The organism is Steroidobacter flavus (assembly GCF_042651805.1).
In the GTDB taxonomy this organism is placed as follows: Bacteria; Pseudomonadota; Gammaproteobacteria; order Steroidobacterales; family Steroidobacteraceae; genus Steroidobacter; species Steroidobacter flavus.
Map to the genome: position 1 here is coordinate 173,013 of NZ_JBHSDU010000015.1, position 23,305 is coordinate 196,317.

Genomic DNA, 23,305 nt, shown 5'->3' on the forward strand with positions numbered 1-23,305 from the left:
ACGCGCTCACCGGACCGGATGCGCGGCCTCGGGCCGAGGCTATTTCTTGCGCCGGGCCAGGGCCTCGGCAATCTTGATTTCCATGCCCCGGGGCACGGGCTGGTAGTAGGCCCGGGGCTCCATGCCGTCCGGGAAATAGGTCTCGCCCGCCGCGTACGCATCCGGCTCATCGTGCGCGTAGCGATAATCCTTGCCGTAGCCCAAGGACTTCATCAGCTTGGTCGGCGCGTTCCTCAGGTGCAACGGCACATCGAGCGAGCCCAAGGTTTTCGCATCCTGCATGGCCTCGCCGAACGCCTTGTACACGGCATTGCTCTTCGCCGCGCACGCGAGGAACACGACCGCCTGCGCGATCGCAAGCTCCCCTTCCGGCGAGCCGAGCCGCTCGAACACCTCGCACGCCTCCAGCGCCAACGTGTGCCCACGAGGATCGGCAAGCCCAATATCTTCAGCGGCCATTCGCAGCACCCGACGCGCGATGTAGCGAGGATCGCAGCCGCCATCGAGCATTCGACACAGCCAATACAACGCCGCGTCCGGATCGCTGCCGCGTACCGATTTATGCAGTGCCGAGATCTGGTCGTAGAACGCCTCGCCCTGCTTGTCGAAGCGTCGCAATCCGCCTGAAGCCACTTCGTTCGCAATGGCCTCAGTGATCAGCGGTGGCGTGGCGTCGCTGGCGAGATCGATCGCAAGCTCGAGCATGTTGAGCGAGCGGCGCGCATCGCCATCCGCCGCCTTCGCCATCAATTCCAACGCGCGCTCTTCCGCCGTGATCGCACCCGGTTGTTTCGCAAGCGCGCGATCCAGCACTTGCCGAATATCGCTCTCGGTCAGCGAGCGCAACACGTACACACGCGCGCGTGACAGCAAGGCGTTATTCAATTCGAACGAGGGATTCTCGGTAGTCGCACCGACGAACACGAAGGTGCCATCTTCGACCCACGGCAGAAATGCATCCTGCTGCGATTTGTTGAACCGATGCACCTCGTCCAGAAACAATACGGTGCGACGGCCGGCGCGACGCGCTTCCTGCGCCTGTTCGGCGGCGGCGCGAATATCTTTCACGCCGGCCATCACCGCGGATAACGCAATGAACTGCGCATCGCACTGCTGAGCGACGAGACGAGCGAGCGTGGTTTTGCCGGTGCCGGGCGGTCCCCACAGAATCATCGAATGCAGATGTCCGCCTTCGAGCATGCGCCGAAGCGGCTTGCCGGGGCCGAACAGATGCGTCTGGCCGATGTAGTCTTCGAGCGACGCCGGGCGCATGCGATCCGCGAGCGGTCGCGCGTCGATGGCGTCCTCGAACGGCAAATTCACGACTTCTGAGTCCCCGTCACGAGCGATCCCACCAAGGATTCCAGGCGCTGTGCCCAGCCGCCCAGGAACCACCAGCACAACACCAGGCCCGCGACGATACCGGTGCTGTTGGCAAACACATCATGCACATCCGCCTGACGTCCCCAGCCCATGGCGCCTTGGGCGAACTCGATCGCAACCCCCATCACGAGCAGGCCGAGCGCAATGATCCAGTACCGCGCCCGTGGATAAATCCCGGCAAACCAGCACGAGAGCAGCAGATAACAAATGAAATGCTCGGACTTGTCGCTCAGGTTCGGCGGCTGCGGCAGACGGTTCGACGGCATCAGGCAAACAACGATCGCGAGCGTGACGGCGAGCCAGCCCAGGCCGAGCCACAGCCGGGGAAATCGCAAAGGCAACATGGACATCAATTCCTGGACGTATCACCGATCACGTCGGCACCAGGCGGCACAGTAAACGTGAATCGTGACGGATCGAGGGCAGGATTGCGTTCCAATTGGGCGAATTCCAGGTTCGTGGTCTGACCGAGCTTGTCGGCCAGCTGCATGAATTTGAGGGTGTTGCCCTCGAAGCCGAGGCGCACCCATTTGAAATCGGTGTCGTCGCGCTTGGGTTCCATGCGCACCCAATAGACCCCGCCTTCCTGGGCGGTCTGCGTGACATTGAAATTGTCCTGCAGATTGCCCTGCCCACTCAGCAACATGGCGGGCGTGGCCGACAGCGTGTCATCGAGCTTCCGTACGGTGACCTGTTCCAGATCGGCGTCGTACAACCAGATGCGCGAGCCGTCGGCGACGATGACCTGCTCGTTGGGATCCTGATAATCCCAGCGGAAGCGATCCGGCCGGCGGATCGCAAGCGTGCCGCTCGCCTGCTCGACGGTAAGCCCGTTGCGATCGCTGAGCGTTTGTTTGAATTGCGCCTGCAACGATTGCAGGCCTTGCAGAAAGCTCTCGACCTTCTGCCGACCGGCAGCCGGATCGGAGGCTGCCAACGTCACGTGCGTCAGCATCGTGAGAAGCAACGCGGCCACCAATCCCGACGCACTGACAAAACGTTTCATCGCCCTACTCTTCGACCGGCGGCGGCGCCAGCACTTCGCGCGAGCCATTGGATTGCAACGGACCGACCAGGCCGGCCGCCTCCATGGTCTCGATCATGCGCGCGGCGCGGTTGTAACCAATCTTCAGACGACGCTGCACGCCGGAGATCGACGCCTTGCGCGATTCGACCACGATCTTCACGGCCTGGTCGTACAACGGATCGGATTCGGCATCGCCGCCCTCGCCGCCTTCGCCACCCTCATCGTCCTCTCCCTTCAGACCCGGAATCGGCGTGGAAGGTCCCTTCAGGATCTCATCCACGTAGGTCGGGGGCGAGGAGCCCTTCAAGCTGCCGACGACGCGGTGGACTTCGGCATCCGAGACGAACGCGCCGTGCACGCGCACCGGCACCGAGGTGCCCGGCTGCAGGAACAACATGTCACCGTGACCGAGCAGGGCCTCCGCGCCCATCTGATCCAGAATCGTGCGCGAGTCCACCTTCGCCGACACCTGGAACGCCATACGCGTCGGAATGTTTGCTTTGATCAAACCGGTGATGACATCCACCGACGGACGCTGCGTAGCGAGAATCAAATGAATGCCCGAGGCACGCGCCTTCTGGGCGAGACGCGCGATCAGCTCTTCGACCTTCTTGCCGACGATCATCATCATGTCGGCCAACTCATCGACGATGACCACGATGAACGGCAGCGACTCGAGGAACGGCACCTCGTTCGGATTGCCTTCGGGGCCGAGCATCTTCATCAAGAGCGGATCGCGGATCGGCGTCTTGGCCTCCTGCGCCTCCTTGATCTTACGATTGAAGCCGGCAAGGTTTCGCACGCCCAGCGCGGCCATCAATTGATAGCGACGCTCCATCTCGGCCACGCACCAGCGCAACGCATTGGCGGCTTCCTTCATGTCGGTGACCACCGGCGCGAGCAGATGCGGAATGCCTTCGTACACCGACAATTCCAGCATCTTCGGGTCGATCATGATCAGCCGCACGTGCTCGGCCGAGGCCTTGTAGAGCAGCGAGAGCACCATCGCGTTGACCGCGGTGGACTTACCCGAACCCGTCGTACCGCCGACCAGCAAGTGCGGCATGCGCGCCAGATCCGCGCAGACCGGACCGCCACTGATGTCCTTACCCAACACCAGCGCGAGCGGCGATGCCATGTCGTCGTACGCCTTGGACTTGATGATCTCGCCCAGCGTGACGATCTCGCGCTTCTCGTTGGGAATTTCCAAACCCACGGTCGATTTGCCGGGAATGACTTCCACGACGCGCACGCTGATCGCGGACAGTGCACGCGCGAGGTCCTTCGCGAGATTGGAGATCTGGCTGACCTTCACCCCGGTGCCGAGATTCAACTCGAAGCGCGTGATCACGGGACCCGGATTGACCGCCACCACTTCGGCCTCGACGCCGAAGTCCTTGAGCTTGATCTCGACCAGGCGCGACATGGCCTCGAGCGCTTCGGAGGAATAACCCTGCGGTTTCGGTGGCGGGTCATCGAGCAGCGACAGCGGCGGCAGTTCCTTCGACTGCGGCGCCTCGAACAGCGCGACCTGGCGCTCCTTCTCGACGCGCTCGCTCTTCTCAACCTTCTGTTCGACCCGCTCGATCTTCGGCGGCGGCCGGGCGGCGACGCGCTTCTTCTCTTCGCGAATGACTTCGCTGCGCGCCTCCTTCACCTCGCGACCTTGTTTGATTTCGCGCGCGGTGTTGAGCCGACCGGACAGCCACTCGAATGCCCGCAGCGTCGCGCGGCCCACGAAATCCATCACCTGGATCCACGAATGACCGATGAAGAGCGACACGCCCGCAAGCCACAGGGCCAGCAACATCAGCGTCGCGCCGAGGAAGGAGAGGCCCGAGTCCAGGCCGTGCCCGACCAGCGAGCCGAGCACCCCGCCCGCCGAGTCCGGATAGCTGCGAATGGTGAAATGCAGGCTCGCAAGCCCACAGCTGGTAGCGAGCGTGAGCAGGAAGCCCATGCCCCGAAATGCGAGCGTCGCGCGCGATTGCGCGTCGTCTTTACTGCGATCCCGATACAGCAGCCAGCCGGCGAAACCGATCATCACCGGAAACAGGAACGCGGGCGCGCCGAACAGCAGCACCAAGAGGCCCGCCATGTGCGCGCCCAAAGGACCGATGACGTTGGCGATCGGCCCGGGTTCTCCGGTCGTTGCGAACGATGGATCGTGGCGGTCATACGTGGTCAGCGCCGCCAGCACGATCAGTGCGAGCGCGCCGAAGACCCACAGGGCCCCCTCGCGCAGCGAGCGCACCACGGTGGACGCCAACCCCATTCCCTCGCGAGCGTCAGCCCTACTGGCCAAATCGAGTCACCCCAACCAAGTGCATAAGAAAAGCTTCGTAAACCACTGATAACGAATATACATTAACCTGAGCCCAGCGGGCTAAGCCGAATCCTGAACGGGAGACTGGACGCGCCGCTGGCGCTGTCCGTCGATGACCGGCATCGAACCCGTCTATTTGGCGCCGTCGGGGCGCATTCCTTACCATGCGCCCTCTTAGTCGTTCCCGAGGGCTGGCGGGGTTGCGGGATGAACCGCGGCGTTGCTATTCGCGGCCGCCGCCCTCACAGATTGTCAGAACTCTTGCGTCGACGCTTTAAGGATCGTGAAGGTGAATCATACATGAGCACTCCCCGCCACTCCCGGTTGATCATTCTGGGGTCGGGCCCCGCAGGCTACGCAGCCGCCGTCTACGCCGCTCGCGCCAATCGCAAGCCGCTGCTGCTGACGGGGCTCGAGGAAGGCGGCCAGCTCATGACCACGACCGAAGTCGACAACTGGCCGGGCGATCCGCACGGGCTCACGGGACCTAAGCTCATGGAGCGCATGCGCGAGCACGCCGAGCGCTTCAACACCGAAGTCGTGAACGACCACATCAATAGCGTCGATCTGTCGCAGCGTCCGTTTCGCTTGGAGGGCGATCGCGGCGGTTACACCTGCGATGCCTTGATCATCGCGACCGGCGCGACCGCGAAGTACTTGGGTCTCGAGTCCGAGCAGAATTTCCGGGGTCGCGGCGTGTCCGCCTGCGCCACCTGCGACGGCTTCTTCTTCAAGAACCAAAAGGTCGCGGTCATCGGCGGCGGCAACACCGCGGTCGAAGAAGCGTTGTATCTGTCGAACATCGCCTCGCACGTCACGCTGGTTCATCGCCGCGACAAGCTGCGTTCGGAGAAGATCCTGCAGGATCATCTCTTCGAGCGCGAGAAAGCCGGCAAGGTGTCGATCGTGTGGAATCACCACGTCGATGAAGTGCTCGGCGATGACAGTGGCGTGACCGGCGTGCGCATCGCGCCGGTCGCGGGCGGCCCGAAAAAGGATCTCGAGATCACCGGCATGTTCGTCGCCGTGGGCCATGCGCCCAACACGCAGCTCTTCGAAGGCCAGCTGGAAATGAAAGGCGGCTACCTCGTGGTGAAGTCCGGCATCGCCGGCAACGCGACGCAGACGAGCATCCCGGGCGTGTTCGCCGCCGGCGACGTGGCCGATCATGTGTATCGCCAGGCGATTACCTCGGCCGGCACGGGCTGCATGGCGGCGCTCGATGCCGACAAGTACCTCGACCAAGTCGATGCGGCCAAACACAAGGCTTGAGCAGGCATTGGGCGCTAACGCGCCCTCGCCTTCGCGGCGCTCGCGTTCGGCCGTCGTGTCGGCGACCGGCCGCTGGGTTCGCTGATCGGTAAGGTCGGGGCCAATGTCAGCGACTCTGCAAGCGCGTTTCATCACGAGCATCGATCGCCTCCCCGCCGCGCAATGGAATGCGCTGGCGCTGGGCGGCAATCCGTTCGTGCGGCACGAGTTCCTGCTCGCGCTCGAGCGCACCGGCTGCGTCGGCAAGGCGTCCGGCTGGTTTCCCACTCATCTGGTGCTCGAAGACGGCGATCGACTCATCGGCGCCGTGCCGCTGTATCGCAAGAGTCATTCGTGGGGCGAATTCGTTTTCGATTTCAGCTGGGCTCGCGCCTACGATCAGGCGGGTCTGCGCTACTACCCGAAACTCGTGAGCATGCCGCCGTTCACGCCGGCGACGGGACCGCGATTGCTCATCGCGCCCGATGCGCCCGCCGACGTGCGCACGCGATTGAACACGGAGTTGCTGACCTACGCGAAGGCCGAGCACTTATCCTCCGCGCACCTGTTATTCCTGACCGAGGAGGATCGCGCGTCGTTGAGCGATGCCGGTTACTCGTGGCGCAAGGACTGTCAGTTCCACTGGCACAACCGCGGCTACAAAACATTCGATGACTTCATCGCAACGTTCCGCTCCGACAAGCGCAAGAAAGCATTGCGCGAACGCCGGCGCGTGAGCGAAGGCGGCGTCAGCTTTCGCACGCTGACCGGGGCTGAGATGGATGCGCGTCTATGGAATATCGTGTTCGGATTTTCCGCGGCAACGTTCGAAGCGCACGGTCACGAGCATTATTTGAACGTCGAGTTCTTTCAGGCCGTCGCCGCGGTGATGCCGGAGTCGATCGTGATCAAGCTGGCGGAATATCAGGGCGAGCCGATCGCCACCGCGATTTTCTTTCGTGGCGATGAGGTGCTGTACGGTCGCTATTGGGGCGCGGCCGCGAACTATCACAGCCTGCATTTCGAGACCTGTTATTACCAGGGCATCGAGTACTGCATCGAGCACAACTTGAAGCATTTCGAGCCCGGCACGCAAGGCGAGCACAAGGTGCCGCGCGGCTTCGAGCCCACCGAGACCTGGTCGGCGCATTGGATCGCGGACCCGCGCTTTCGGCGCGCGATCGACCACTATCTAAATGATGAGCGCGCGGCGATCGATCAATATATCCTGCAGGTCGAGGAACATACGCCATACCACCGAGGGCCTTGACCCATGCGCGGCTCGATTGTCTGGCTGTCGGAACACGATTCACCGGACGCTTTCCCGCCGGTTGACCGAGCATTGGTCGAGCCCGATGGATTGCTCGCCGCCGGCGGTGACTTGTCACCGACGCGACTGCTCGCCGCCTACCGCCGCGGCATCTTCCCCTGGTACTCGCGCGGCCAGCCCATTTTGTGGTGGTGTCCCGACCCGCGCGCGGTGCTGATGCCCGATCAGCTCAAGGTGTCGCGCAGTCTGCTCAAATCGAGCCGTAATCGCGGCTTTGTCACCCGCATCGACACCGCGTTTCGCGACGTGGTGCGCGCCTGCGGCAGTAGCGAGCTGCGCCCCGGCGGCACCTGGCTGTCCCCGGAAATGCGCGCCGCCTACATCAAGCTGCACAAGCAGGGCTTCGCCCATTCGGTGGAGACCTGGCTCGATGACCGCCTGGTCGGCGGCCTCTACGGGGTCGCGCTCGGCGGCATGTTCTTCGGCGAATCGATGTTCAGCATGGAGCGAGATGCCTCCAAAGTCGCGCTGAAACGGCTCTGCGAGGAGCTCATTTGCCGCGGCTTTCACATGATCGACTGCCAGATGTCGACCCCGCACCTGATGAGCCTGGGCGCCAAGATGATCCCCCGCGGGGAGTTCACCGCCGTGCTCGGGGAGCATGTCGGCGGCCCCTTCCAGCCGGGTCTGTGGAACGAGGACACCCTTCTTGCCGGGAACGAAGCACCGCCCGGGGACGTATGACGTCCAGCGTCAATTGCAATGGCTAGGGCCTTTATGCACAATTCGCGCGCCTTGCCGGCGGGCCCTGCCGGACAGTCTTTGAGAGTGCATGTCGAAAGAAGATGCGATTCAGATGGAAGGCCGCGTGATCGACACGCTGCCGAATACCACGTTCAAGGTGCAGCTGAATAACGGCCACACCGTGATTGCGCACATCTCCGGAAAGATGCGCAAGAACTATATCCGCATCCTGACGGGCGACGCGGTCACCGTAGAGCTCACGCCCTACGATCTGACCAAAGGCCGCATCGTGTACCGCGGCCGCTGACGCCCAAGTAAGACTACCTGTTGGACAGACGCATCCGTGCGCTGTCGATATCCCGCTCTCCGCAAATGACCGGCAGCGCTTACGACTGCCGATCCACTTCGAGCAGCGCCTGCTCGGTATCCGCGCGGGCTTCCACTTTGAGCTTGTCGTCCGGGCCGACCGTCACGAACGCGTGACCGCCGCCCACCAGCCGACCGAACAGTAGCTCCTCCGCCAGCGGTCGCTTGATCGCTTCCTGAATCACGCGCGCCATCGGCCGCGCGCCCATCTTCGGATCGTAGCCCTTGCGGGCCATCCACTCGCGCGCGTTGTCGTCGATGTGCAGCTGCACGCCCTTCTGCTCGAGCTGCGCCTCGACTTCCACCAGCAACTTGTCGACCACGCGCTGAATGGTGCGCGGATCCAGGCCGTTGAACTGGATGATGCCGTCCAGGCGGTTGCGGAACTCCGGCGAGAACATGCGCTTGATCGCCTCCATACCGTCGGTGGCGTGATCCTGCTGCGTGAAGCCGATCGACGGCCGGTTCATCTCGAACGCACCGGCGTTGGTCGTCATGACAATGACCACGTGGCGGAAGTCCGCCTTGCGGCCGTTGTTGTCGGTGAGCGTGCCGTGATCCATGACCTGCAGCAGCAGGTTGAACACATCCGGATGCGCCTTCTCGATCTCATCGAGCAGCAGCACCGAGTGCGGATGCTTGTTGATGGCTTCGGTGAGCAGGCCGCCCTGATCGAAGCCCACGTAACCCGGAGGCGCGCCGATCAGACGCGACACCGTGTGCCGCTCCATGTATTCGGACATGTCGAAGCGGATCAGCTCGACGCCCAGGGCAATGGCGAGCTGACGGGTCACCTCGGTCTTGCCGACGCCGGTGGGACCGGCGAACAGGAACGAGCCGACCGGCTTGCGCTGATCGCCCAGGCCCGAGCGGGACATCTTGATCGCCGAGGCGAGCGAGTCGATCGCCGCGTCCTGGCCGAAGATGACCAGCTTCAAGTTGCGCTCGAGGTTCTTCAGCACATCCTTGTCGGTGGTCGACACATTCTTCGGCGGGATGCGCGCGATGCGCGCGACCACGTCCTCGATCATCTGCGTCGTGACCGTCGTCTCGCGCTCGCCTTCAGGCTTCAAGCGCAGACGCGCACCCGCCTCGTCGATCACGTCGATGGCCTTGTCGGGCAACTGACGATCGTTGATGTGGCGCGCGGCCAGCTCCGCCGCGGACGCCAACGCGTCATCGGCGTACTTCACGTTGTGATGCTCTTCGAAGCGCGAGCGCAGCCCCTTCAGGATCTCGATCGTCTCGGGCACCGTCGGCTCGACGATGTCGATCTTCTGGAAGCGACGCGCGAGCGCGTGGTCCTTCTCGAAGATGCCGCGGTATTCACTGTAGGTGGTCGAGCCGATGCAGCGCAGCTCGCCGTTCGCGAGCGCCGGCTTGATCAGATTGGACGCATCCATCACCCCGCCCGAGGCGGCGCCCGCGCCGATGACGGTGTGGATCTCGTCGATGAACAGGATCGAGCCCGGATTCTTCTTCAGCTCGCTGAGCACGCTCTTCTAGCGCTTCTCGAAATCGCCGCGGTACTTGGTGCCGGCGATCAAGGCGCCCATGTCGAGCGAGTACACGGTGCTGTCGGAGAGCACTTCGGGGACCTTGTCCTCGATGATCATGCGCGCGAGGCCTTCGGCGATCGCGGTCTTGCCGACGCCGGCTTCGCCGACGTACAGCGGATTGTTCTTGCGACGACGGCACAGGATCTCGACGGTGCGCTCGATCTCGGTCTTGCGACCGATCAACGGATCGATGCGCCCTTCCAGCGCCTGCTTGTTCAGATTGGTCGTGAACTTCTCGAGCGCGGTGCCGCCATCGGGCTCGCCCCGCTCGGCCTCGGTGCCCGGCGCCGACTCTTCCTTATCGGGGCGGTCCTCGGCGATCTTCGACAGGCCGTGGGAGATGTAGTTGACGACGTCCAGGCGCGCCACGTCCTGCATGGACAGCAGGTAGGCCGCGTGGGAGTGCTTCTCGCTGAAAATGGCCACGAGCACATTGGCCGCGGTCACTTCCTTCTTGCCGCTGGACTGGACGTGGAACACCGCGCGCTGCAGGACGCGCTGGAAACCCAGCGTCGGCTGCACCTCGCGATCGTCATCATCCTTTAACCGCGGTGTGGTCTGATCGATGAAGTCCTTCAGGTCCTTGCGCAGCCGAGCTACATCGGCGCCGCAGGCACGGAGGATTTCCCGGACTTTCGGCGTGTCCACGATCGCGAGCAGCAGATGCTCCACGGTCATGAACTCGTGCCGCGCTTCGCGCGCCGACTGGAAAGCCTCGTTGAGACAAATTTCGAGTTCGCTGCTTAACACGGACTGACTCTCAAATACCTAAACAACTTAAAGAGTGGACCGCCACCTCGATCGGAGGTTCGGGGCCCCGCCGCCGTCGGTTTCCAGCGTGGCAGGGCCACGGCTCGATGCGGTGAACCTCTTCACGTTTCTTCCATCGTGCATAACAGAGGATGCTGGTGCTGACGCGCATATGTGGTCACCTGCGCGACCTTGGTCTCGGCGATTTCGAACGTGAAAACGCCGCATACCCCTTTGCCCTTGGTATGCACTTCAAGCATAACGCGCGTGGCGGTCGTGCGATCCATGCCGAAGATACGTTCCAGCACGTCCACGACGAATTCCATCGGCGTGTAATCGTCGTTCAGCAGGACCACCTGATACAGCGGAGGCCGCTTGAGCTTGGGCTCGGCTTCCTCGGTGACCAGTTCCCGCTCATGCCGTGTGCTCTCTTCCGTCATCAACTTAACGCGCAACCAGTTCGCACTCTTTATAGGGGGGAACCTCGGACAATACAAGGCAGCATCCGACGCACCGCACTTCGACCCGCCGCCGCGGTCCAAAGGCGATCAGTAGCGGGTGCCCGGGGTCCTCGATCCCGGTCGGCGCGGCGTCGCGTCACGACGCCACCCAAAGCCGGAGACTATGATCCGCGTGCCCGGATTGCTGCCGATTTCAAGGCATCGACCCCGCGCCGGGCGATGTCGGTCCCCGCTGTCAGCCCGGGATTGCGGATTCGGGCATTTGCGACAGTGTTTTCATCAATCGGAACAATCTCTTGTGACAAACTAACGCCACTCCGTATCATGTCGTGTCAGGCTGCCCACGAGCAGCTCGCACCGTAGCCAGCACTGATCTGCCGCCGGCTGCGAATAGGGTGGAAGACAACACTGGTCGTCTAACTTAGATCGCGTATTCGAACGATGCCGCTGTCTGCCAAATTGCACGAATTTCAGGACCTCACGCCGCAGCAGTGGCTCGACCGGGTGTCGCGTACCGCGCCCCAGGTCGTGATGGTGGTGCTGGTGATCGCGATCGCCTGGCAATTGGTCCAGCTCACCTGGCTAGTGTTGGATCGCGGGCCGCAACCTCAAGCCCCCACTGCGCCGCCGCCGATGAATGTCGCGCCGGTGCGCAGTGGCGTGGACATTCAGGCCATCGTGAACGCGCATCTGTTCGATGTGGCCGCGGCCCCGGCCGCGCTCGATGCGGCCAATGCGCCGGCCACGCAGGCGAATCTCGTGCTCTCAGCGGTGTTCGCCTCCGAGGATCCGAGCAAGGGCCTCGCCATCATCGGTGAGTCCGCCCAGGGCGCGAAAGTGTTCGCGGTTGGCAGCCTGGTGCGTCCGGGCCTCAAGTTGCACTCCGTTTACATCGATAAGGTGATCCTGGACCGCGGCGGCAACCTCGAAGCGCTCGCGCTACCGAAGCGCAACTCGGCCGCGCTGGTCATCAATCGCCCGCCGGCGCCCCAGCAGAATCCGGTCGCTGAGAATCTGCGACGCATGGCCGAGACGAATCCCAGTGCTTTTGCCGAAATCATCCGGCCGCAACCGGTGTTCGCCAATGGTGCCCAGCGGGGCTATCGCGTCTACCCGGGCCGTAACCGCGCGCAGTTCAGCAAGCTGGGCCTGGTGCCGGGCGATCTGGTGCTCGCGATCAACGGCACGCCGCTGGACGATCCCCAGCGCGGCATGGAGATCTTCAACACCATCGGCAGCGCCGGCCAGGTCAACGTGACCGTGGAACGCAACGGTCAGACGCAGGAGCTGTCGCTGAACATGGCGCAGGTCAACGTGCCCGATGCCAACGGGGCCAATGGCGCCAATGGTGGCGGCCAGCCGCCGCGCCCGACACAACGCCCGAATACACCGCAGCCGCCCGCCGAATGAGCGGTGGCCGCCAAGAACGAACGTCCGCCTTTGCTAGTCAAGGACCGTCCATGACGATTTCTTCAACCAACCCAGCTGCAGGGAAGCCGCAGAGCGTGCTCAGCGGCAAGCGCTCCGGCCTGCTCGCGCTCACCCTGACATGCCTGCTCACCTGCATGTCGGCGACAGCGCAGCAACCGCCGCAGCCCACCTCGCAGCAGCCGACCATCACGCCGGCCTTCCGCGATGCCGAGCTGACCGAGATCATCGATGCGGTCGCGACCATCACGGGCAAGACCTTCATCGTCGACCCGCGCGTGCGTGCGCAGGTGACCATCCGCTCCTCGACGCCGATGACGCCGGATGCGTTCTATCAGACGTTCCTGTCGATCCTGCAGGTGCATGGCTTCATCGCGGTGCCGAGCGGCGACAACATCAAGATTCTTCCCGACGCGAACGCGCGGCAGATTCCGGGCAACGACCTGCCCTCCAGCGTCAATCCGAATTCGGACGAAGTGGTCACGCAGGTGATCTCGGTTCGTAACATCAACGCCGCACAGCTGGTGCCGGTGTTGCGTCCCTTGATTCCGCAGAACGGTCACCTGGTCGCCTACCCCGCCTCCAACATGCTGATCGTCTCGGACCGCGCCAATAACATCGCGCGCATCATGCGCATCGTGCAGCGCCTGGATCAGGCGGGCGATGAGGAAATTGAAATCATCCGCCTGGAGAACGCGAGCGCCTCGGAAATCGTGCGTGTCGTGAACGCGCTGTCGCAGGGCGCGCAACAGCAAGGCGAAGCCCCCGGCCTGCAGGCGAAGCTCGTCGCCGATGACCGCACCAACAGCGTGCTGATCTCCGGTGAGAAGTCGCAGCGCCTGCGCTTGAAGGGCCTGGTCATGCATCTGGACACGCCGCTCGAAGCCGGCGGCGACACCCAGGTGCGCTATCTGAATTACGCCGATGCCGAGCAGATCGCCGGCAAGCTGAAGGAACAGGTCACGGGCGTCACGCAGGCCGCGCCGGGTGCACCGGGTGCCGGCGCCGCCGCCGCGGGCCCGGCCGCCGCTCAAGATCGCAACACCACGATCTGGGCCGACAAACAAACCAACGCGCTGGTCGTGACGGCCGCGCCGAAGATGATGCGTCAGATCATGTCGGTCGTGGACCGGCTGGACATCCGTCGCGCCCAGGTGCACCTCGAAGCGATTCTGGTCGAGATCACGCAGTCGCGCGCCGCCGAGCTCGGCGTGAACTGGGCCGTGTACAGCGAAGAACAAGGCAGCACCATTCCGATCGGCACGTTCAATCAGCCGGTGGGCGGCACCAGCCTCGGCAGTCTCGCCTCCGCCATCATCAATCCGGACACCGCGACGAGCGCGTCGCTACCGACCGGCCTCACGCTCGGCGCCGGCATGATCAAGGACGGTGGACTGAACTTCGCGGTGCTGTTACGCGCGCTGCGTAACGATGGCAGCAGCAACATTCTGCAGACGCCCTCGATCACGACCCTCGACAACGAAGAGGCCGAGATCAAGGTCGCGCAGGAAGTGCCGTTCATCACCGGTCAGTACACCAACACCGGCACCACCAATCAGGGCTCGGTGAATCCGTTCCAGACCATTCAGCGCGAAGAGGTCGGTAACATTCTGAAGATCACGCCGCAGATCAACGAAGGCACGGCGGTCCAGCTGAAGATCGAACAGGAAAACTCCAACCTCACCCAGGGCGTGACCGGCGCGGTCGATCTGATCACCAACAAGCGCACCATCTCGACCACGGTGCTGGTCGAGGACGGCGGCATGATCGTGCTCGGCGGCTTGATCACCGAGTCCGCCAACGAGGGCGAGTCGCGCGTGCCCATCCTCGGCAATATTCCGATCATCGGTGAGTTGTTCAAGACTCGTAACGGCTCGAAGGAAAAGCGCAATCTGATGGTGTTCATCCGTCCGACCATCCTGCGCGACGGCGTGGCCGCGGCGATCACGACCAGCGCCAAGTACAACGTACTGCGCGATCAGCAGCTGCAGCGCGGGAACAGGAAAGGCAAGGTGACGTTGCTGCCGGGCGAACGCCAGCCGCTGTTGCCGCCCATCGAAGAGCTGTCGAAGTATGCCGACCCGACCGCGGGCGCGCAGGCTCCGGCACCAGGCACGAATCCCGAGGCCCCGCCGCCCGCGCAGACTCAACCTCTGCCGGAGCAGTCACCGCCACCGAAGCAGTGATCCGCGCCCTTTCTCTCACGACATGGTGTTGTCATGAGCGCACAAGTTGAAACTCCCGTCGTCGCGCGTGGCGCGACGAGCGCACCGGCATCCGCGGGGATGCTTTCGTTCACGTTCTGCAAGCGCCACGGCGTGCTGGTGCAGAAGGTCAATGAAACATTCGCCGAAGCGGTCTATCGCGCTGGCGCACAGCCCGCCGCCATCGCCGAAGTGCGACGCGTGCTCGGCGTGCCCTTGCAATTGCGACGCGTGGATACCGATGCATTCGATCAACTGCTACGTCAGCAGTACGAAGGCGGTAACTCGGCCATGCAGGTCGCAGGCGCCGGGGTCGAGGAAGACACCGACCTCGCCCACCTCGCGCAGGATCTGCCCGAGCCCTCCGACCTGCTCGAGAGCGACGATCAGGCGCCGATCATCAAATTGATCAACGCGATCCTCACGCAGGCGGTTCGCGAGAACGCCTCCGATATTCACATCGAGCCGTTCGAGAATCGTCTGGTCGTGCGCTTCCGCGTCGACGGCGTGCTCCGCGAGGTGCTGCAATCCAAGCGGGCCGTCGCGCAGCTCGTGGTGTCGCGTATCAAGGTCATGTCGAAGCTCGACATCGCCGAGAAGCGTCTGCCCCAGGACGGTCGTATCTCGCTGCGTGTCGCAGGTCGCGCGGTCGACGTTCGTGTCTCGACGATTCCCGCCGGTCACGGCGAGCGCGTCGTGCTTCGCCTGCTCGACAAACAAGCGGGTCGACTCGAACTAAATGCGCTCGGCATGGATCCGCGCACGCAGAAGCTGCTCGATGAGCTGATCCACAAGCCTCACGGCATCATTCTGGTCACCGGCCCGACCGGTTCGGGTAAGACCACGACGCTGTACTCCGCGCTCGAGCGCATCAACGACAACACTCGAAACATTCTCACGGTCGAAGATCCGATCGAGTATTACATCGACGGCATCGGCCAGACCCAGGTGAACACCAAGGTCGAGATGACCTTCGCGCGCGGCCTGCGCGCCATCCTGCGTCAAGACCCGGACGTGGTGATGATCGGCGAAATCCGCGACCTGGAAACGGCGCACATCGCCGTGCAGGCCTCGCTCACCGGTCACTTGGTGCTCTCGACGTTGCACACGAACACCGCGGTCGGCGCGGTCACGCGTCTACGTGATATGGGCGTCGAGCCCTTCCTCTTGTCCTCGAGCTTGATCGGCGTGCTCGCGCAGCGCCTCGTGCGCGTGCTGAATCCGGACACGCGCGAATCGTATGCCGCGGGCGAATATGAGCGTCGTCTGCTCAACGTGCCTGAAGGCGCGGCCTCGCCTACTTTGTATCGTCCCGGCGCCGATGCGGCCCTCGGCTTCAAAGGTCGAACCGGCATCCACGAGCTGGTGCTGGTCGATGACAGCATGCGAACCATGATTCACGACGGCGCAAGCGAGCAGGAGCTCGAGCGCTATGCGCGCACGCTGACGCCGAGCATCCGCGACGACGGCCGATCCAAAGTGCTGTCGGGCGTGACCACGCTCGAGGAAGTCCTGCGCGTCACGCGCGAGGATTGAGGAGTCGCTTTGAGCGCTTTCGAATACACCGCGGTCGATGCCACAGGTCGCGAACGCAAAGGCGTGCTGGAAGGCGATACCGCACGGCAGGTTCGCCAACTGCTACGCGATCAGGCGCTGTTGCCGCTCACGGTCAACGAAGTCACCCAGCGCGAGCAGCAGAAGCAACAGAAGGCCCGCTTCTCCATCGGTAGCGGCGTGTCCGCGAGCGACCTTTCGCTATTGACGCGACAGATCGCGACGCTGGTTCGATCCGGGCTGCCCTTGGAAGAGGCGCTTGCCGCGGTCTCCGAGCAGACCGAGAAGCCGCGAGTTCGCAGCATCGTCATGGCCGTTCGCGCCAAAGTCATGGAGGGTCATACGCTCGCGGACGGCCTCTCCGACTTCCCCACCGTGTTCCCCGAGCTGTATATCGCCACCGTCGCCGCGGGCGAGCAGTCCGGACATCTCGACACCGTGCTCGAACGTCTGGCCGACTACACCGAGAATCGCGAACAGATGCGCAGTAGCACCATCACCGCGATGCTCTATCCGGTGCTGTTGTTCTTCGTGTGTATTGCAATCGTCGCGCTGCTGCTCACGTTCGTGGTGCCGAAGATCGTCAAGCAGTTTGAGAACTCCAAGGCCGAGCTGCCCATGCTCACGCAGATCTTGATCGCGATCTCGGATTTCTTACGCGACTGGGGCTGGCTGCTGATTCTGGGCGCCATTGGCGTCGGCTGGCTGTTCAAGCGCTGGTTGCGCGATCCGGGCGCCAAGCGTCGCTTTCATGCCCTGCTGCTGCGTCTGCCGCTGGTGGGCAAAGTGGTGCGCGGCTCGAATACTGCGCGCTTCGCTCGCACTTTCTCCACGTTGACCTCGAGTGCGGTGCCAGTGTTGGAAGCGCTGCGCATCTCCGGCGAAGTGGTCACGAACCTGCCGATGCGCGACGCCGTTCAGGATGCGGCGACCCGCGTCCGCGAAGGCGCACCGATCGGCAAATCGTTGGGCCAGGCGAAAATATTTCCGCCGATGATGATCCACCTCATCTCCAGCGGCGAGTCCAGCGGCGAGCTGGAGACCATGCTGGACCGCGCGGCCACCAACCAGGAACGCGAGATGAATTCCATCCTGAGCGCGGTGGTGGGCATGCTCGGGCCCCTGATGATCCTGTTCATGGGTGGCATGGTGCTGCTGATCGTGCTCGCCATGTTGCTGCCGATTTTCCAGCTCAACACCTTGATCAAGTAAGCCGCTCGCGGCGGGCGCGCCGGTGTCGGACGGACCTGGTTCACCGAATTGGCAAAGACGCTATTGCGAGCGGCCCGCCTTCCCTCTATATACTCGCGCCGTAAACACCCCTGGGGCGCTGCGGCAAGTTTGCGGGATCGCAGTCGATGACTGAGAAGCCGGAATCCGAAGAGTTCGATGAAGAAGAGGACGATGGCGGTGCCGTCGAGTCCTCTGAGGACCTCGATGTCGATCATTTGATCGCCGACATCGACAAGCGTAAGAAAAACGTCACCAAAGCCGGCGAGCCGGCATGGCGGCGCCTCGAGCGCATTCGCGAGGAGCGCGAAACCGCCGCGCAGCTGTCCGATTTCGACGACTACGAAATTGGCATGGACGGCAATGGCGCGGACGATGATGCCGCCTCGCTCGACGACGAAGAGTAGCCGCTGCCCGCATTCCTCTGACGTTCCGACCCTGCGTCGGAACCTGTCCGATCGTGCAACCGTTGGCTTTCGCTATGCGACGCACGCGGCCATCGATCGCCTCCCTGCGCAAAGAAGCTGAGCATTGCCGTGCCTGTCCGCTGTGGAAGAACGCCACGCAAACGGTCTTCGGTGCCGGGCGCGCCTCCGCGCGCATCGTGCTGATCGGTGAACAACCCGGTGACCGTGAAGACCTGACGGGCAAACCGTTCGTAGGTCCTGCGGGCAAGCTACTCGATCGCGCGCTGGCGCAAGCCGGTGTCGAGCGCGCACAAACGTATGTCACCAACGCGGTCAAACATTTCAAGTTCGAGCCGCGCGGCAAACGTCGCATCCACAAGAAACCCAACGAACAGGAGATCTCCATCTGCAGTCAGCAGTGGCTCGACAACGAGCTGCGCGCGATCGCGCCGGAGTTGGTGATCGCGATGGGCGCCACCGCGGCCCGCGCGGTGTTCGGGCGCGCGACGGCGATCGGCAAGAGTCGCGGTCACATCATCAAAGGTCAGTCGTTGGTCAGTGAGGTCGAGGCCGACGTGATTGTGACCGTGCACCCGTCCTATCTGTTGCGCGTGCCCGATGAGGATCGCGAGAGCGCGTTCGAGGAGTTCGTCAAAGATCTGCAGCTGGCGCGCCAATACGCGCCGGCCTAACGATCAATGCGCGATCAATTGGGACGGAAGTCGACCCGGGGCTCGGCGGTTGCGGTCGGCACGCAGAAAATGCCGATGGGCGTCGAGCGGCCGCGCAACACCAACGACGGCAAGGGCATCGCGCCCACATCGACGCCGCGCTTATCGAGCAGGTTCTTCACCGCATCCGAGAACAACATCTCACCGGCACGCGCACGCTGACCCAGACGCGAAGCGACGTTCACCGTGTCACCGATGATGGTGTAGTTCATGTATGCAGGCGAGCCGATGTTGCCCGCGATCACTTCGCCGACGTTGATGCCGATCCCGAGGCCGGTCTCGACACCGTAACGATCCTTCCAGCGATGCGCGAGCTCTGAGAACTTCTCCAGCATCTGCTTGGCCGCGACGATCGAGCGCTCGGCGCCATCCTCCTGCGCGACCGGCACACCGAAGCCGACCAGCAAGCTGTCGCCCGCCATGCTGAACACCGTGCCTTCGTATTCGAATGTGATCTCGGTGAGCAGCTTGAAAAATTCGTTCAGCAGCTCGACCACCTGCTCGGGATTCAGCCGCTCCGAGAGCGCCGTGAAGCCACGCATGTCGGCGAACATCACCGCGACCTGCGTGCGCTTGTGCGTGCCGGCGAACATGGTATCGAGCAGTTCGGGGCTGGCGAGGATCTGATCGGCCAGCTTCGGTGAAATGTAACGACGGAAGGCCGCACGAATCAGCTCGCGACGCTTCACCTCTTCGGCCAACTGCTCGGCAGCCAGCTGCCGGCGCGTCGCACTCGCTTTGAGCAGCGAGCGCACGCGGACCAGAAACTCTTCGCGGCGCACTTGATGGGTGAGGAAGTCATCGACGCCCGCTTCGAAGGCGAGCAGCCGCTGCTTGGAGGATTTCGCGAGGCCCACCAGCGGCACCAGCAACGTCGTCGGATTCGCTTTGAGCACGCCGGAGACGCGTGCGAGTGCGGTGGCATCGGCTTCCACATCGAGCACGATCAGATCGGGCGCGCGGCGCGCGACGCTCGCGATGACCTGGTCCGGCTCGACCATGTCATCGATACCGATATCGGAGGCATCGAGCAGTCGTGAGAGCACCCCCCGGGTGCTCTCGGAACTGCTCACCAACAATGTTCTGTACGTCGCGGACAGGGTCGCGGACATCGTCCGTAATTCCTCGTGGTCACTGCTCGTCCCCATTCGTAGCCCATCGTTTTCGGCAATTCGATCAGGGCATGTCCCACGCAACCCCCGTCTTGCTCGTGCGCGACGGAAACTGCGTAAAGGACATTCGCTTGGCGTCGCATCCTACCGACATTACGCAACTAACGCCAAACGAGCTGAGTTCTGTCAAAAAACCGTAAACTGCCGGGCAAGTCCTCGACCCTCGATGGAAGGCACGTGATTGCAAGACTTCTGAGATCGCGCCTCGGCCGAGCCGCCCTGCTCGGCCTCGCCTCGCTGGCCGCGGCGGGCTCGGCGTCGGCGGCCAAGATCGCCTATTACGACGCCACCTATCGCGCGAGCTTCAAAGCGGGTGTCGATCATGCGCAGGTGGCGCTCGAGCTGAACGGCGAGAAGCTGCCCAGCAAGGTCGTGTTGCAAGTCGATCCGAAGCGCTATCGGAACTTCCGCTCGAACGAGCCGCTCGAGGTGGGCGCGAAGGAAATCGTGTGGCGTCCGCAAGGTCAGCACTCGACGCTGCATTACGAGTTCATCGTGAACCATCAACGCTCCTCGGGCAGCTACGACTCCTACATCACCGACAGCTGGGCCCTGTTTCGCGGCGACAAGATGACCCCGAGCACGCGCGTCACTTCGGCCCGCAATCTTCGCTCGCGCACGGTGCTGCAATTCGATCTGCCGACGGGGTGGTCGGCCGTGACGCCCTATCCGTCCGCAGGCGAGCACGCCTTTCGCGTGGACGATCCGACGCGCCGCTTCGATGAGCCCGAAGGTTGGATGCTGATCGGCAAGATCGGCGTGCGCAGCGAGCGCATCGAGCACGTGAACACGCTCATCGCCGCGCCCGAAGGCGAAAGCGCGCGTCGCCAGGACGCCCTCGCCTTCATCAATTGGAACCTGCCGAAACTGCTGGATGTGTTTCCGGACTTTCCCAAGCGCGTGCTGATCGTCTCGGCGGGCGATCCCATGTGGCGCGGCGGCCTGTCCGGGCCCGCCTCGATCTTTTTGCATTCGGACCGGCCGCTGATCAGCGAGAACCGGACCAGCCCGTTGTTACATGAGCTGGTGCACGTCGCGCTCGGCATTCGCGGCGACAACGAGAGCGACTGGATCGTCGAAGGCCTCGCCGAGTTTTATTCCATTCAGACCTTGCGACGCTCCGGCGGCATCGGTCAGAAGCGTTACGAGCAGGCGATGGATAACTTGGAGAAATGGGCGCGCCGCGCGCCGACGCTGTTCGCCAAAGCCTCGACGGGGGCGACCACGGCCCGCGCCGTGCTGGTGTTTCAGCAAGTCGACGCGGAGATTCGTGCGGTGACCCAGGGCAAGGCGAGCTTGGATGACGTCGCGCGCAAGCTTGCGGCCGACCGCGGCGAGATCAGCCTGATTCAACTTCAGGAGATCGCGCAAGCCGTCGCAGGCCGTCCGCTGCAATCGTTGCAGCGGGATCGACTCACGAAGCCTGTGGTTGAACCAGGGCCGTGATCTTCATCGCGGTCTCGAGCGCCCGCAGCCCGTCTTCGCCCGTCACCACCGGCGTGCTGCGCTCACGCACCGCCTTCAAGAACGCTTCGATCTCGGCGAGTAGCGCATCGCCCTGATCGAAGTTCTGTTCCTCGATCGAGACCTGCGCCGGCGACTCCACCGGCGCCGCGTCTTTCTTGCGGATCACGGTCAGAATCTTCTGCTGCATATCGACCGAGAGATACGCGTCGTCCTGGAAGATACGGATCTTGCGCTCCTGCTTGAGACTGATGCGGCTCGCCGTCGTGTTCACGACGCAGCCGCCTTGGAAGCGCAGCCGCGCGTTGACGATATCGATCTCGCCCGAGAACACCGTCGCACCGACGGCGTCGATGTGCTCGATGGGCGTGCCGACCAGCTCCTGGATCAAATCGATGTCATGAATCATCAGATCCAGCACCACGCTCACATCGGTGCCGCGTTGCTTGAACGGCGCGAGACGATGCGATTCGACGAAGCGCGGCGTCTGCAACCGCTCCGCCGCCGCGAGCACCGCAGGATTGAAACGCTCCAGATGCCCCACCTGCAGAATGCGCTTGTGGGTGCGCGCCAGATCCACCAGCTCACGCGCTTCGGCGACGGTGGTCGCGATGGGTTTCTCGATCAGCACGTCGATGCCGTTCTTCAACAGCTCGCAACCGATCGCGTGATGCAGCGGGGTCGGCACCGCGAGGCTCACCGCATCGACGGCGCCAAACAGCTCGCGATAGTCACTCACCGCCTTCGTGCCCAATTCGGCGGCGACCTTCGCGCAGGCCTCCGCATTTGCATCCACCACGCCCACCAGCGTCGAACCCGCAATCTGCGCGTACTTCTGCGCGTGGAAACGCCCAAGATAGCCAACGCCGATCACGGCGGTACGCAGCGGCGCGGCGTGGGTTGCTTCTGACATTAGCGAGAAACCTCGAACCTATGAAAGACCGCAATCATAACGAGTGCCGCCCGGGTACAGGGATGTACCCCGCCGCCATCGGCGGCGGCGAGCGGCAAAAAGTCGCGCCTTTTTGCCAGCTCGCATGAGGGTCGTGGCAGGATGCCCGATCCCGAATCATTTATGATGCGCGCCAACTTACCTGCACAGGCCCGCATGAACGCCGCAGCCCCTCACGATGACGATGTTTCCGACGAGCAGCGCCGTACGCATCGGCTGCGCTTCGAACTGATCTTCGGCAGTCTGTGGCTGGCCCTCGGGCTGTTCCTGCTGCCCGCGCTGATCTACTGGGTGGGCACCGCTGCGCTCGGCCCGTATGGCGCCCCGACTCAAGGCGCCGGCGCCGGTCTGAGCGCGTTCTACAGCGATTTCTTCGCCGATCTCGCCGACGGCGCCGGGCGCGCCTGGACCATCGCGGTGGGACCGCTGCTGCTCATTTATGCGATGCGCGCGATCTTCATCGGCGTCAAAACGGACAAGGTCGAGCGCCAGCCCCTCGACGAAGACGAACCGCCACCGCCACGCCGTGCGCCCGCCCCCAAGGAAGCCAAGCGCCCCGCCGGCCGTCCCGCGCGTGTCGAGCCGCGCATGGGCAGCGATTGAGCGCATCGAATCCGCGCTGAGCGCGGCCGCGAAGTTGATAGCACAGGGATCCGTGACGTACCTCACAGTTCCCACTGAAGAATCGCCACGCGCCGAAGCCCGGCGTGTAGGCTGCAAGCGGTTGATATTAAAAAGAATCTGTTGGTTTTCTTTACACTTTTTCGTTGGGAAGATCGCGTATGTGGCTCGCCCGGTTATTCGGCGGCCGGAAGGTGAAAGAGGAAGATCGGCCGGCGCGGATTGCGCCGCGGATCTCCGATAACCCCGCTCCGCCCGTGAAACGTCCGCTTATGGTCGGCACGGCCAAGCGCGGCATCCATGCCGACAAGGTCAATAAGGCTAAGAGTGGCTTCGATCCCTACAACAGCGGTTCCTTCGAGCGCGGCAACGCCTGGGAACGGGTCATCCGCCGTTAATCGCCCT

General features: G+C 63.4%; 20 protein-coding genes and 1 pseudogene. 13 read left to right on the forward strand and 8 right to left on the reverse strand.

Annotation, left to right across the window (positions count from 1 at the left end):
- Nucleotides 1-39 precede the first annotated feature (39 nt).
- From ACFPN2_RS28605 to ACFPN2_RS28620, 4 genes are read right to left on the reverse strand one after another with little or no spacing between them, the layout of a single operon-like run.
- Nucleotides 40-1,272 carry a replication-associated recombination protein A gene (locus tag ACFPN2_RS28605; protein ID WP_380606666.1) on the reverse strand — a complete coding sequence of 411 codons (1,233 nt, stop codon included), beginning with the start codon at nucleotides 1,270-1,272 and terminating at the stop codon, nucleotides 40-42.
- A 47-nt stretch (nucleotides 1,273-1,319) separates the two neighbouring features.
- Entirely contained in the window at nucleotides 1,320-1,727 is a 408-nt protein-coding gene (locus ACFPN2_RS28610; protein ID WP_380603079.1) for a VanZ family protein, read from the reverse strand.
- A 5-nt stretch (nucleotides 1,728-1,732) separates the two neighbouring features.
- On the reverse strand, nucleotides 1,733-2,389 hold the full coding sequence (gene lolA, locus ACFPN2_RS28615) for an outer membrane lipoprotein periplasmic chaperone LolA (protein ID WP_380603080.1): 657 nt from the start codon (nucleotides 2,387-2,389) through the stop codon (nucleotides 1,733-1,735).
- A 4-nt stretch (nucleotides 2,390-2,393) separates the two neighbouring features.
- The gene (locus ACFPN2_RS28620) at nucleotides 2,394-4,685 is read right to left on the reverse strand and encodes a DNA translocase FtsK (protein WP_380606668.1); all 2,292 of its coding nucleotides are present in this window, start codon (nucleotides 4,683-4,685) and stop codon (nucleotides 2,394-2,396) included.
- A 351-nt stretch (nucleotides 4,686-5,036) separates the two neighbouring features.
- Between ACFPN2_RS28620 and trxB the strand changes: the two genes are divergently transcribed.
- The 4 genes from trxB to infA all read left to right on the forward strand — a co-directional run bounded on the left by trxB (nucleotide 5,037) and on the right by infA (nucleotide 8,308).
- Nucleotides 5,037-6,008, forward strand: coding sequence for a thioredoxin-disulfide reductase (gene trxB / locus ACFPN2_RS28625; protein ID WP_380603082.1), 972 nt, complete (start codon nucleotides 5,037-5,039; stop codon nucleotides 6,006-6,008).
- 103 nt (nucleotides 6,009-6,111) lie between these two features.
- Nucleotides 6,112-7,257, forward strand: a complete 1,146-nt coding sequence (locus ACFPN2_RS28630) for a GNAT family N-acetyltransferase (protein ID WP_380603084.1) — start codon at nucleotides 6,112-6,114, stop codon at nucleotides 7,255-7,257.
- Between the two features lie 3 nt (nucleotides 7,258-7,260).
- The gene (gene aat, locus ACFPN2_RS28635; RefSeq protein WP_380603086.1) at nucleotides 7,261-8,001 is read left to right on the forward strand and encodes a leucyl/phenylalanyl-tRNA--protein transferase; all 741 of its coding nucleotides are present in this window, start codon (nucleotides 7,261-7,263) and stop codon (nucleotides 7,999-8,001) included.
- A gap of 88 nt (nucleotides 8,002-8,089) precedes the next feature.
- On the forward strand, nucleotides 8,090-8,308 hold the full coding sequence (infA, locus tag ACFPN2_RS28640; RefSeq protein ID WP_116810962.1) for a translation initiation factor IF-1: 219 nt from the start codon (nucleotides 8,090-8,092) through the stop codon (nucleotides 8,306-8,308).
- 79 nt (nucleotides 8,309-8,387) lie between these two features.
- On the opposite strand, the pseudogene clpA reads toward infA, so the two are convergent.
- Together clpA and clpS are read right to left on the reverse strand one after the other, a co-directional pair.
- A pseudogene (gene clpA / locus ACFPN2_RS28645) lies at nucleotides 8,388-10,676 on the reverse strand (ATP-dependent Clp protease ATP-binding subunit ClpA).
- 122 nt (nucleotides 10,677-10,798) lie between these two features.
- Nucleotides 10,799-11,116, reverse strand: a complete 318-nt coding sequence (gene clpS, locus ACFPN2_RS28650) for an ATP-dependent Clp protease adapter ClpS (RefSeq protein ID WP_116810964.1) — start codon at nucleotides 11,114-11,116, stop codon at nucleotides 10,799-10,801.
- 462 nt (nucleotides 11,117-11,578) lie between these two features.
- On the opposite strand from clpS, the gene gspC reads away from it, so the two are divergent.
- The 6 genes from gspC (at nucleotide 11,579) to ACFPN2_RS28680 (ending at nucleotide 18,652) form a co-directional block, all read left to right on the forward strand.
- Entirely contained in the window at nucleotides 11,579-12,547 is a 969-nt protein-coding gene (gene gspC, locus ACFPN2_RS28655; protein WP_380603089.1) for a type II secretion system protein GspC, read from the forward strand.
- A 50-nt stretch (nucleotides 12,548-12,597) separates the two neighbouring features.
- Nucleotides 12,598-14,751 carry a type II secretion system secretin GspD gene (gene gspD / locus ACFPN2_RS28660; protein ID WP_380603091.1) on the forward strand — a complete coding sequence of 718 codons (2,154 nt, stop codon included), beginning with the start codon at nucleotides 12,598-12,600 and terminating at the stop codon, nucleotides 14,749-14,751.
- 33 nt (nucleotides 14,752-14,784) lie between these two features.
- Nucleotides 14,785-16,305: a type II secretion system ATPase GspE gene (gspE, locus tag ACFPN2_RS28665; protein WP_380603093.1), complete on the forward strand. Its 1,521-nt coding sequence runs from the start codon at nucleotides 14,785-14,787 to the stop codon at nucleotides 16,303-16,305.
- Nucleotides 16,306-16,314: 9 nt separating this feature from the next.
- The gene (gspF, locus tag ACFPN2_RS28670; RefSeq protein ID WP_380603095.1) at nucleotides 16,315-17,535 is read left to right on the forward strand and encodes a type II secretion system inner membrane protein GspF; all 1,221 of its coding nucleotides are present in this window, start codon (nucleotides 16,315-16,317) and stop codon (nucleotides 17,533-17,535) included.
- A gap of 146 nt (nucleotides 17,536-17,681) precedes the next feature.
- Entirely contained in the window at nucleotides 17,682-17,960 is a 279-nt protein-coding gene (locus tag ACFPN2_RS28675; protein ID WP_380603097.1) for a hypothetical protein, read from the forward strand.
- A gap of 74 nt (nucleotides 17,961-18,034) precedes the next feature.
- The gene (locus ACFPN2_RS28680; RefSeq protein ID WP_380603099.1) at nucleotides 18,035-18,652 is read left to right on the forward strand and encodes a UdgX family uracil-DNA binding protein; all 618 of its coding nucleotides are present in this window, start codon (nucleotides 18,035-18,037) and stop codon (nucleotides 18,650-18,652) included.
- A gap of 14 nt (nucleotides 18,653-18,666) precedes the next feature.
- Here ACFPN2_RS28680 and ACFPN2_RS28685 read toward each other — a convergent pair whose 3' ends face one another.
- The gene (locus ACFPN2_RS28685) at nucleotides 18,667-19,803 is read right to left on the reverse strand and encodes an adenylate/guanylate cyclase domain-containing protein (protein ID WP_380603101.1); all 1,137 of its coding nucleotides are present in this window, start codon (nucleotides 19,801-19,803) and stop codon (nucleotides 18,667-18,669) included.
- Between the two features lie 237 nt (nucleotides 19,804-20,040).
- On the opposite strand from ACFPN2_RS28685, the gene ACFPN2_RS28690 reads away from it, so the two are divergent.
- Complete coding sequence (locus tag ACFPN2_RS28690; RefSeq protein WP_380603103.1) at nucleotides 20,041-21,309, forward strand: hypothetical protein; 1,269 nt, start codon at nucleotides 20,041-20,043, stop codon at nucleotides 21,307-21,309.
- Here the strand turns inward: ACFPN2_RS28690 and ACFPN2_RS28695 are convergent.
- Entirely contained in the window at nucleotides 21,278-22,240 is a 963-nt protein-coding gene (locus ACFPN2_RS28695; RefSeq protein ID WP_380603105.1) for a Gfo/Idh/MocA family protein, read from the reverse strand. The two genes, ACFPN2_RS28690 and ACFPN2_RS28695, sit on opposite strands and share 32 nt — an antisense overlap.
- Before the next feature lie 195 nt (nucleotides 22,241-22,435).
- On the opposite strand from ACFPN2_RS28695, the gene ACFPN2_RS28700 reads away from it, so the two are divergent.
- Nucleotides 22,436-22,882 carry a hypothetical protein gene (locus ACFPN2_RS28700; RefSeq protein WP_380603107.1) on the forward strand — a complete coding sequence of 149 codons (447 nt, stop codon included), beginning with the start codon at nucleotides 22,436-22,438 and terminating at the stop codon, nucleotides 22,880-22,882.
- 179 nt (nucleotides 22,883-23,061) lie between these two features.
- Nucleotides 23,062-23,298, forward strand: coding sequence for a hypothetical protein (locus ACFPN2_RS28705; protein ID WP_380603109.1), 237 nt, complete (start codon nucleotides 23,062-23,064; stop codon nucleotides 23,296-23,298).
- Nucleotides 23,299-23,305: the final 7 nt, after the last annotated feature.